Here is a 10,134-nt window from a genome sequence, read left to right on the forward strand (position 1 = left end):
TCCGAGCTGATGGACCTGATGGATCAGCACCGAACACTTTGACCCTCGCCGAAGCAGTTGCCGACCATTCTGCGCATGGCCGACACCGAAACCACCGCACCACTGTTCGAGTCCCAGGCCGAGATCTTCGTCGAGGTCGCCCCGGCCGCGCTGTACGCGCTCGTCAGCGACCTCCCCCGCAGCCGCGAGTGGAGCCCCGAGTGCACCGGCGGCGAGTGGATCAGCGGCGTTCCCGGTACGCCCGGCGCGGTGTTCCGGGGTCACAACCGGCGCGGCGACGACGTCGTCGCCTGGGCGCCCGTCGTGCGTGGCGCCTGGACCACCCAGGCCGAGGTCCACACCGCCGTGCCCGGCGCGGAGTTCAGCTGGGCGATGCGGGACAGCCTGGGCAACGCCCAGACGAGCGTATGGGCCTTCCGGATCACCCCGCAAGCGGACGGCAGCCGGCTCGTGCACCACTTCCGGATGGACACGCCGACCGAGGGGATCCGCAAGATCACCCGGGACATGGGTGACGGCGAGCGCCGCCGCTTCGTCGCCGAGTGGAACGCCAAGGTCGGCGCCGATCTCGACGAGACGGTCCGCCGGATCAAGACGATCGCCGAGAACGACCGGTAGGAGCCGAGATGCTGCTGCAGCGAATCGTGAACCGCGGCATCGGGCTGGGCACCCTCGTCGAGCGCGCCGCGGCCCGGCACCCGGGCAACGACGTCACCCTCGACCACGACCTCGACGTGGCGCCGGAGCTCGGCCGCCGGCTCACCGTGGGCGCCCTCGCCGACCTGATCGACGACCTGGCCGCCCGGATGCACGCCGCCGGCGTCCGGCCCACCGACCGCGTCGTGGTCTACAAGGCGCACAACTTCGACATCACCGTCGCCGCCTGCGCCCTGGCCCGGATCGGCGCCGTGCCCGTGCTGCTCTCCCCGCACCTGGACGGCCTCACCGTGCTCCAGCTCGTGCACCGGGCCGGCCGGCCGTACCTGCTGACCGACCGGGGCAAGCTCGACGACGAGCTGCCCGAGCAGGTCTTCGCCGACACGGCGGGCGTGCTGCTGGCGGCCGGCGACCACCCGCGCGCCACCGCGCTGCGCGACCTGGCCGGCGCGCCCCGGGTGGCGCCGGTCGGCATGCCGCCCGACCACCCGACGCTGATCACGCACACCTCCGGCACCACGGGCGTGCCGAAGCTGGCCGTCCACACCAGCCGCACGCTGGAGGCCCGGTACCGGCCGCAGGCGTCGGTCGCCGCCCTGGTCCGGCGGCGCTGCCCGGTGGCGATCCACGTCTCGTTCGTGCACTCCCGGCTGTTCACGGCCCTGGCCATCACCCTGCTCCGCGGCTTCCCGCTGATCGTGCTGGCCGACAACGACCCCGGCCGCGCCGCCGACCTGTTCGCGGCGCACCGGCCGGGCGTGCTGGAGACCCATCCCAACTCGTTCCTGCGCTGGGAACGCCTGGCCGAGGACCCGCGCCGGCCGCTCGCCACGGTGCGCTACTTCAGCAGCACGTTCGACGCCATCCACCCGCGCACCGTCCGCCGGATGCTGGCCGCGTCCGCGTACCCGCGCCCCGTCTTCGGCCAGCTGTACGGCCAGAGCGAGGTCGGCCCGGTCGCCGCCCGCGCGTTCACCCGGCGCCGGCCGGAGGACGCCGACGGGCGCTGCGTCGGCATGCCGTTCCCCGGCATGACCGACCTCCGGGTGGTCAGCCGGGACGGGCGCCGGCCCTCGGCCGTCAACCCCGGCTACATCGAGGTGCGCACCGACGGGCGGATCGTCACCTACCTCGGCGAGACGCAGCGCTTCGAGGGCCAGCGCCGCGGATCCTGGTGGCGGATGGGCGACCTGGGCTACCGCACCCGCTGGGGCTGCCTGCACCTGCTGGACCGCGAGGTGGACGAGATCGACGGCTTCGGCAGCACGCTCGCCGCCGAGGACACGCTTTTCGCCCGCCTCGACGAGCTCATCGAGGTGATCATCATTCCGGCGCCGGACGGCCCCCCGGTCCCGGTCGTCTGCACCGACGGCGACAAGCCGCTCGACCTCGGCCGCTGGGACACCGCGGTGTCCACGTTGCCGGCCATGGCCCGCCCGGTGCAGTGGCGGCTGGAGGACCTGCCCCAGACCGCCACCACCAAGGTCAAGCGGCTCGAGCTGGCCCGGCACCTGCAACGAGGGGGCGCCGGATGAGCGCCCGCCAGGTGGTCGTGGCCGGCGGCGGCATCGGTGGCCTCGCCGCCGCCCTGGCGGTCTCGGCGCACGGGTACCGGGTGACCGTCCTCGAGCGGCAGCCGGAGTTCACCGAGCTCGGCGCGGGCATCCAGCTGGCCCCGAACGGCCTGCACGCGCTGGATGTGCTGGGCGTGGGCGCCGAGGTGCGGGCGACCGCGGCGGCCATGAGCGAGCTGCGGTTCATGGACGGTGTGACCGGCGAGCACGTGACCAGCCTGCCGCTGACCGGGGCCTATCAACGGCGCTTCGGGAGCGCGTACGTCGTGGTCCACCGCGCCGATCTGCATCGCCGCCTGCTCGACGCCTGCCGCCGCCGCCCGCGGATCACCCTTCGCCCGGCCGCGACGGTCGCCGGATACGCCCGGACGGCCGTCCAGCTCGACGACGGCGAGTGCGTTCCCGCCGACCTGATCGTCGGCGCCGACGGCATCCACTCCCGGATCCGCCGCCAGATGCTCGGCGACGGCGAACCGCGCAGCTCGGGCATCACCGCCTACCGCGCCATCGTGCCGATGTCCCACGTGCCGGACCGGGTACGCCGCGACGCCGTCACCTGGTGGGCCGGGCCCGGCTGCCACTTCGTCCACTACCCGATCGGCGGCGGCGCCTACCTCAACATGGCGGCCAGCCACGCCGACGGCGTACGCGAGCTGTTCGCCGGCGTCCCCGCGACCGGCGACCGGGTGCGCGCCGCGATCTCCCCGCTCGGGGCCGTGCGCGACCTGCTCGCCCTGACCGAGGACTGGCGCGCCTGGGTGCTGGTCGACCGGCCGCCCCGGGCGGAGTGGACCGACGGCCCGGTGGCGCTGCTCGGCGACGCCGCCCACCCCATGCTGCACTACGCGGCGCAGGGGGCCTGCCAGGCGCTGGAGGACGCGGTGGTGCTGGGCGACCTGATCGGCGACAGCGACGACGGCGAGCCGATACCGGACGTGCTGCGCCGCTACGCCGCCCAGCGCCGCGACCGGACCTCGGCGGTGCAGGCCGCCTCCCGGGACAGCATCCGCCTCTGGCACGCCGCCGGGGACGCGGCCGCCGCCCGCAACCGGGCCCTCGCGGCGATGTCACCGGACGAGCTGCACGACGCGGTGGCGTGGATGCACGCGGCCCGCGAGCGCGGGCACCGGCCGAGCGAAGTGGTGCGATGACCCGTACCCGCCATCTCGAAGTCTGTCTCGTCGGCGCCGGCCCGCGGGGCCTGTCCGTCCTGGAACGGCTGTGCGCCCAGGAACGGCGGGAACCGGGCTGCGACGCGCTCACCGTGCACGTGGTCGACGCCGCCGCGCCCGGGGCCGGCGCGGTCTGGCGCACCGACCAGTCCCGGCTGCTGCTCACCAACACCGTCGCGTCGCAGATCACCGTCTACACCGACGCCGGTTCGCGGCTGGACGGGCCGATCGAGCCCGGCCCGAGCCTGTACGAGTGGGCGCGGAGCCTGGCGCTGCTCGGCGTGTTCGGCCCCTGCGACCCGGCCGTCCTCGACGAGGCCCGGCGGCTCGGCCCGGACGACTATCCGAGCCGGGCGTTCTACGGTCACTACCTGCGGGAGTGCTTCCGCCGGGTGGTCGAGCGGGCGCCGCGGCACGTGACGGTCCGCTGCCACCACTCCCGGGCGGTGGCGATCGCGGACACCTCCGGCGTGCCGGGCGGGCCCCAGGGCGTACGCCTGGCCGACGGCACCCGCCTGCACCACCTCGACGCCGTCGTCCTCGCCCTCGGGCACGTGGCCACCCGGCCGACGCCCCGGCAGGCGCGGACCGCGAGCCTCGCCCGCGTCCACGGGCTCACCTATCTGCCGCCGGCCAATCCCGCCGACGCCGACCTCGACCGGATCGGCCGCGGGCCGGTGCTGTTGCGCGGGCTCGGACTGTCCTTCTTCGACTACCTGAGCCTGCTGACCGTGGGCCGGGGCGGGACGTTCGCGCGGGCGGACGGGCGCCTGCGGTACCGGCCGAGCGGCGCCGAGCCCCGGCTCTACGCCAGTTCCCGGCGCGGGCTGCCGGCGCACGCCCGCGGCGACAACCAGAAGGGCGTGACCGGCCGGCACCGGCCCCGCCTGCTGACCGCCGCGTCGGTGGCGGGCCTGCGGTCCCGGCGCGCCCGCGGCGAGTCGATCCGGTTCCGGCGGGACCTGTGGCCGCTGATCGCCGCCGAGGTGGAGAGCGTCTACTACGCGACCTGGCTGGCCGACGGCCGCTTCGCCGATCGCTACGCCGCCACGCCGCCGGAACGACGGGCCGGCCTGCTCGACGAGGTCGGGGTCCCGGCGTCCGCGCGGTGGGACTGGGACCGGCTGGAGCATCCCGGCCGGGGCCGGGTCTTCCGCGATCGCGACGACTTCCGCGGCTGGCTCCTGGAGCACCTGGCCCGGGACGTGACGCAGGCGCGCGCGGGCAACGTCGGCGGCCCGCTCAAGGCCGCCCTCGATGTCCTGCGCGACCTGCGCAACGAGATCCGGCTCGCGGTCGACCACGGCGGCATCGACGGCGACTCGTACCGCGACGAGCTGACCGGGTGGTACACGCCGTTCAACGCGTACCTGTCGATCGGGCCGCCGGCCGGGCGCATCGAGGAGATGATCGCGCTCGTCGAGGCCGGCGTCCTCGAGCTGACCGGGCCCGGCACCCAGATCGTCATCGACACCGAGGAGCCGGCCTTCGTGGCGGTGTCGCGGGCCGTGCCCGGGCCGCCGGTGCGCGCCGGCGTCCTCGTCGAGGCGCGTCTTCCGGAAACCGACCTGCGCGGCACGGCCGAGCCGCTGCTGCGTCACATGCTCGAGACCGAACAGTGCCGGCCGTACCGGATCCCGTGCCGCGACGGCGGCAGCCACGAGACAGGAGGACTCGCCGTGACCGAGCGCCCGTACCACGTCATCGACGCCCACGATCAGCCACACCCGCGCCGGTTCGCGTTCGGCGTGCCCACCGAGTCGGTCCACTGGGTCACCGCGGCCGGCATCCGGCCCGGCGTCGACTCGGTGATCCTCGCCGACGCCGACGCGATCGCGGCCGAGCTGCGCTCGCTCACCCCGGCCTGCCTGGCCGCCTCGGTACCGGGGGTGATCGTGTGAACGGCGACACCGGCCTGCTGTCCCCGGTTCGCGCGGGCACGGCGATCGAGGCGGTCGTCGACGACCGGGCCTGGTTGCAGGCCATGCTGGACGCCGAGGCGGCGCTCGCCCGGGCCCAGGCGCGGCTGGGCACGCTGCCGGCGCAGGCGGCCGCGGTCATCACCCGTAGCGCCCGGGCCGAGCTCTTCGACGCCCGGGACATCGCGCTGGCGGCCCGGGAGACGGCGAACCCGGTGGTGGCGCTCGTCGGCCGGCTCGGCGAGGCGGTCGCCCGGCTGGACCCGCCCTCGGCCGAGTACGTCCATCGGGGCTCGACCAGCCAGGACATCCTGGACACCGCGGCCATGACGGTCGCGCGCAACGCCCTCACCGTGATCGACGGGCACCTGGCCCGCGCCGCGGACGCGTTCGCCGAGCTCGCCCTCGCCCACCGCGACGCGCCGATGGCCGGCCGCACGCTGGCCCTGCACGCGGTGCCGACCACGTTCGGGCTCAAGGCCGCGGGCTGGCGCCGGCTGCTGCTGGACGCGCGTGACCGGCTGCGGGCGGTACGCGACGACGGCCTGCCGGTGTCGCTCGGCGGCGCGGCCGGCACCCTGGCCGGCTACCTCGAGTACGCGGCCTTGGACGGCGACGCCGAGCCCGGCCCCGACTACCCGGACCGGCTGGTGGCGGCGTTCGCCGAGGAGACCGGGCTGAGCCGGCCGGTGCTGCCGTGGCACGCGCTGCGCACGCCGATCGCCGACCTCGCCGCGGTGCTCGCCTTCACCGCGGGCGCGCTCGGCAAGGTCGCCGTGGACGTGCTCTCGCTGGCCCGCAGCGAGGTCGGTGAGGTGGTGGAGCCCGCGGCCGCCGGGCGGGGCGCGTCCTCGGCGATGCCGCACAAGCGCAACCCGGTCCTCGCCACGCTGATCCGCAGCGCCGCGCTCCAGGTGCCGCCGCTGGCGGCCGGACTGACCCAGGCCCTGGTCAGCGAGGACGAGCGGTCCGCCGGCGTGTGGCACGCCGAGTGGCTGCTGCTGCGCGAATGCCTGCGGCTGACCGGGGGCGCCGCCGAGACCGCCGCCACGCTGGCCGGCGGGCTGGTGGTGCGGCCCGAGCGGATGTCGGCCAACCTGATGATGACTCGCGGCCAGATCACCTCCGAGCGGATCGCCGCGCGGCTCACCCGGGCGATCGGCCGGCAGCGGAGCCGGGAGGTGCTGACCCGGGCTTCGGCCGAGGCCGACGCCACCGGCCGCAGCCTCTACGACGCGCTGGCCGGCGCCCCGGAGGTGCGCGACCTCTACACCGCCGAGGAACTGGCCCGGATCGGCGACCCCGCCCGCTGTCTCGGCGCCGCCGGCCGGCTCGTGGACGAGGCCCTGCGATGAGCCGGTCGGTGCTGGTCACCGAGGACGACCTCGGCGTGGGGCAGGCCACCGCGGCGGCGCTGGCCGGCGCCGGGCATCGGGTGACGTTCACCCACCGGGCGGGTGCGCCGCCGGAGGCCCACGACGTCTTCGCCGTGCCGTGCGACCCCACCGACGCCGCGTCGATCGACCGCGTCTTCGAGGCCGCCGAGGACCGGCACGGCCCGGTCGAGATCCTGGTGCCGACCGCCCGGCGCGGCGCCGGCGAGCCCTTCACCGCGCTGTCCGAGGAGATGTTCGGCCGCACCCTCGACGGCACGCTGACGAGCGCGCACCGGCTGGTCCGGCGAGCCCTGCCGGGAATGGTCCGCGGCCGCTGGGGCCGGGTGATCTTCGTGTCGGCGGCGCCGGCGATGCGCGGCGCCGCGGGCCGGGCCGACGCTGTCACCTCGGCGTCCGGACTGGTCGGCATCGCCCGGTCGATGGTCCGCGAGCTGGGCGCGCGCGGGATCACCGTGAATGTGGTCGCGCCCGGCACGCTGGAGACGGATCCGGCGTCCCGCCCGCCGGAACGGCGGCCCGACACCTGGGGCGGGATCCCGCTGGGCCGCAGCGGCACGCTCACCGAGGTCGCCGCGGCGGTGCGCTATCTCGCCTCGGAGGAAGCCGCCTACGTGACCGGCGCGGTGCTGCCGGTCGACGGCGGCGCCGCCATGGGCCGCTGAGGCGCTCAGTCCCGCTCCTCGAGCTCCTCGGCGAGGGCCAGCCAGGCGGCGGCGCACGAGCGGGCGAGCCCGGCGACCGACTCGCGCCAGTGGGCCGGGACGGCGTCGATCAGGTCGCCCCATTCGGCCCGCTCGACCACGTGGCCGTCCACCCACCGGACGAAGGCACGGCCGCTCTCGGCGTACCGCACCGCCGGGTCGCGGCTCAGGTTCTCCCGCACCGAGGGCCAGTCGACGGCCGGCCGGCGATCCCTGGCCCCGGGCCGCGGGTTGAGCACCGGCTCCCGCCCGGCCATCAGGCGCAGGCGTACGTCCCGCGCCGTCCCCACCGAGACGCCGGCCTCGCGGGCGACGGCCCGCAGGGGCGCGTCCGGCCGGCTGCTGATGATCTCGCCGGCCCGGCGCCGGCCGGCCGCGCCGTCGACCGGCCGCACCCGGCCGTCCCGGCCCACCCGGCCCGGCTCGTCACCGGCCGCCGGGTGCAGGCGCCGCCGGATCGCGCCCACCGTGGTCGGCGACAGGCCGGTGACGGCGGCGACGGCCCGGTCCGACATCTGCCGGTACAGGCCCAGGATCCGGCCGGCCGCCGCCTCCCGGTCGGCCCGGGACAGCGGCAGGCCGTGCGTGATGTTCGCGTCGACCGACCGCAGGAACGCCTCGCCGTCGTCGCCATCGAAGAAGCGGGCGCAGATGGTCGTGTCGCCCCGCAGCTTGGCGGCCCGCAGCCGGTGCATGCCGTCGATCACCCGCATCGTGCCGCGGTGCACCAGGATCGGCGGCAGGCCGCGCGCGGCGACCAGCAGCTGGACGTGCTCGGGGCTCTCGCCGGCCAGCCGGGGTGAATCGGCCGGGCGCAATTCGGAAATCGGCACCGCGACCGGAAATTCGTCGTTCTCCGCATTACCGGACATCCATCACACCTATCAATGGATAGGATCCAGCGACACCGCCCTGACCATCATGGCCAGCGGTTCCGGACGCGGGCAACCCTGCCGCGGGTAGTGTCCGCTACCCGGTCCGGCAGCGGGTAGCCGGAACTACTCGATCGAGTCGTGGACTCCCGCAAATCACGGCCGTTAATGTCACTGGCAAATCCGGCCGCCTTTTATTGCGCTCATTCCTGCCCGTTGCCGGCCGGCGAGTCGATAGGAGAACTTGCGGTGACGATTCTGAGACGGCGGCTGCGGGCCGCGGTCGCGTTCGCCGGGGCCCTGGCGCTGGCGGGATCGGTGGCCGGCGCGGTGTCGGCATCGGCCGCGCCGGTCGCGGCGACCTTCGACCTCGACCACGGCAACGCGCTGACCGGGGTGATCTACCCGCGCTTCGACACCGTCTCGCGCGCCGAGAGCCTCGGCCGGCCGATGTCGTGGACCGCGGACCACGCCATGCTGGTCGAGATGCCGTGGTTCGACGCGATCGCGCCCTACCACCCGACGGCCGTCGGCATCTTCTCGGACCTGGGCCGCCGGCCGGCCGCGGAACGCACGACCCGCAACATGAACATCGCCGTCATCTACTCGGCCTTCACCTCGCTCAACGCGGTTCTGCCCGAGTACCGGGCCAAGTGGCTCGACATGATGGACGCGGCCGGCCTCGACCCGAACGACACCGCCGCGGACCCGGCCACGCCCAGCGGCATCGGCATCCTGGCCGCCCGCAATGCGCTGGCGAGCCGCGCGAACGACGGCACCAACCGGGACGGCGCCGCGGGCGGACGGCAGTACAACCGGCAGCCCTACGCCGACTACACCGGATACCGGCCGGTCAACAGCGCGGAGGAGCTGCGCGACCCGGCCCGCTGGCAGCCGGCCTCGATCGCGAAGCGGAACGTCTTCACCGTCCAGCAGTTCGCGACGCCCCAGTTCGGCCGGCTCAAGCCGTTCTCGTACGACAGTCCCAAGCAGTTCGCCGTGCCCCGGCCGGCCGCCGACTACTGGCGCGACCGCAAGGCGTACCGGGCCCAGGCCGACGCGGTGCTGGCGGCCTCGGCCGGACTCGACGACCGGCAGAAGATGGCCGCCGAGCTCTTCAACGACAACGTCCGGCCGTACGGGGCCATCGCCGGCACCGTGGTGGTCGGTGGCGGGCTGAACACCGAGGACTCGGTCCACTACGTCGTCACGTCGGTGGTGACCGGGGCCGACGTCGCGATCGCCTCGTACTACTACGCGCGCAAGTTCGACGGCGTGCGGCCGTTCAGCGCGATCCGCCACCTGTACGGCAACCGGAAGGTGACCGCGTGGGGCGGCCCCGGCCAGGGCACCGTCGGCGACATCACCGGCAACGAGTGGCAGAGCTACCTCGGTCCGCTGGCCGAGGCCGGGCCCGAGTACCCGGCCGCCACCGCCGCGCTCTGCCTCGCCTACACCGAGCAGGCCCGGCGCTTCCTCGGCCGGGACAACCTGGAGATCTTCGTCCCCGCGCCGAAGGGCTCCTCGCTGGTCGAGCCGGGCATCACCCCGGCCGCCGACCTGACGCTGCACTGGAGCAGCCTGAGCGCCTACGCCGGCGACTGCGGCAAGAGCCGGGTGCAGGGCGGCGAGAACTTCCCGTCGTCGGTGGCGGCCGCCGCCACCTACGGTCCGCAGATCGGCGACCTGGCCTACGACTTCATCCAGCGCAAGCTGAGCGGCGACTGACCACAGCACCCCGCCGGCTGGGGGGGGGGGGGGGGGGGGGGGGGGGGGGGGGGGGGGGGGGGGGGGGGGAGTGCGCTAGAGCTGTAAACCCCCGCGGCTGGGGGGGGGGGGGGT

Annotated in this window: 8 protein-coding genes; 7 read left to right on the plus strand and 1 reads right to left on the minus strand. The window is 75.2% G+C overall.

The features are described from left to right. Positions 1-75: 75 nt before the first annotated feature. From ACZ6TB_RS24275 to ACZ6TB_RS24300, 6 genes are read left to right on the plus strand one after another with little or no spacing between them, the layout of a single operon-like run. Positions 76-618 carry an SRPBCC family protein gene (locus tag ACZ6TB_RS24275; protein WP_465557218.1) on the plus strand — a complete coding sequence of 181 codons (543 nt, stop codon included), beginning with the start codon at positions 76-78 and terminating at the stop codon, positions 616-618. 8 nt (positions 619-626) lie between these two features. Next, complete coding sequence (locus ACZ6TB_RS24280; RefSeq protein ID WP_465557220.1) at positions 627-2,192, plus strand: class I adenylate-forming enzyme family protein; 1,566 nt, start codon at positions 627-629, stop codon at positions 2,190-2,192. Next, positions 2,189-3,382, plus strand: a complete 1,194-nt coding sequence (locus ACZ6TB_RS24285) for an FAD-dependent monooxygenase (protein WP_465557222.1) — start codon at positions 2,189-2,191, stop codon at positions 3,380-3,382. The genes ACZ6TB_RS24280 and ACZ6TB_RS24285 overlap by 4 nt, the downstream gene beginning before the upstream one ends. Next, positions 3,379-5,304 (plus strand): FAD/NAD(P)-binding protein, encoded by a 1,926-nt coding sequence (locus ACZ6TB_RS24290; protein ID WP_465557224.1) that lies wholly within the window; start codon positions 3,379-3,381, stop codon positions 5,302-5,304. Before ACZ6TB_RS24285 ends, ACZ6TB_RS24290 begins: the two co-directional genes overlap by 4 nt. Further along, positions 5,301-6,677, plus strand: coding sequence for a nitrosuccinate lyase (locus ACZ6TB_RS24295; protein WP_465557226.1), 1,377 nt, complete (start codon positions 5,301-5,303; stop codon positions 6,675-6,677). Before ACZ6TB_RS24290 ends, ACZ6TB_RS24295 begins: the two co-directional genes overlap by 4 nt. After that, positions 6,674-7,381, plus strand: coding sequence for an SDR family oxidoreductase (locus ACZ6TB_RS24300; RefSeq protein WP_465557228.1), 708 nt, complete (start codon positions 6,674-6,676; stop codon positions 7,379-7,381). The genes ACZ6TB_RS24295 and ACZ6TB_RS24300 overlap by 4 nt, the downstream gene beginning before the upstream one ends. Positions 7,382-7,386: 5 nt before the next feature. Here ACZ6TB_RS24300 and ACZ6TB_RS24305 read toward each other — a convergent pair whose 3' ends face one another. After that, positions 7,387-8,292: a ParB/RepB/Spo0J family partition protein gene (locus tag ACZ6TB_RS24305; protein WP_465557230.1), complete on the minus strand. Its 906-nt coding sequence runs from the start codon at positions 8,290-8,292 to the stop codon at positions 7,387-7,389. A gap of 249 nt (positions 8,293-8,541) precedes the next feature. Between ACZ6TB_RS24305 and ACZ6TB_RS24310 the strand changes: the two genes are divergently transcribed. Continuing rightward, positions 8,542-10,020, plus strand: a complete 1,479-nt coding sequence (locus tag ACZ6TB_RS24310; protein ID WP_465557231.1) for a DUF6851 domain-containing protein — start codon at positions 8,542-8,544, stop codon at positions 10,018-10,020. The last annotated feature ends 114 nt before the right edge of the window (positions 10,021-10,134 follow it).

The organism is Actinoplanes sp. NPDC051537 (genome assembly GCF_055586105.1).

Coding starts and splice junctions, on each gene's coding strand:
- ACZ6TB_RS24290 (WP_465557224.1), top strand. CDS start 3,379: ATGACCCGTACCCGCCATCTCGAAGTCTGTCTCGTCGGCGCCGGCCCG.
- ACZ6TB_RS24300 (WP_465557228.1), top strand. CDS start 6,674: ATGAGCCGGTCGGTGCTGGTCACCGAGGACGACCTCGGCGTGGGGCAG.
- ACZ6TB_RS24305 (WP_465557230.1), bottom strand. CDS start 8,292: ATGTCCGGTAATGCGGAGAACGACGAATTTCCGGTCGCGGTGCCGATT.
- ACZ6TB_RS24275 (WP_465557218.1), top strand. CDS start 76: ATGGCCGACACCGAAACCACCGCACCACTGTTCGAGTCCCAGGCCGAG.
- ACZ6TB_RS24285 (WP_465557222.1), top strand. CDS start 2,189: ATGAGCGCCCGCCAGGTGGTCGTGGCCGGCGGCGGCATCGGTGGCCTC.
- ACZ6TB_RS24280 (WP_465557220.1), top strand. CDS start 627: ATGCTGCTGCAGCGAATCGTGAACCGCGGCATCGGGCTGGGCACCCTC.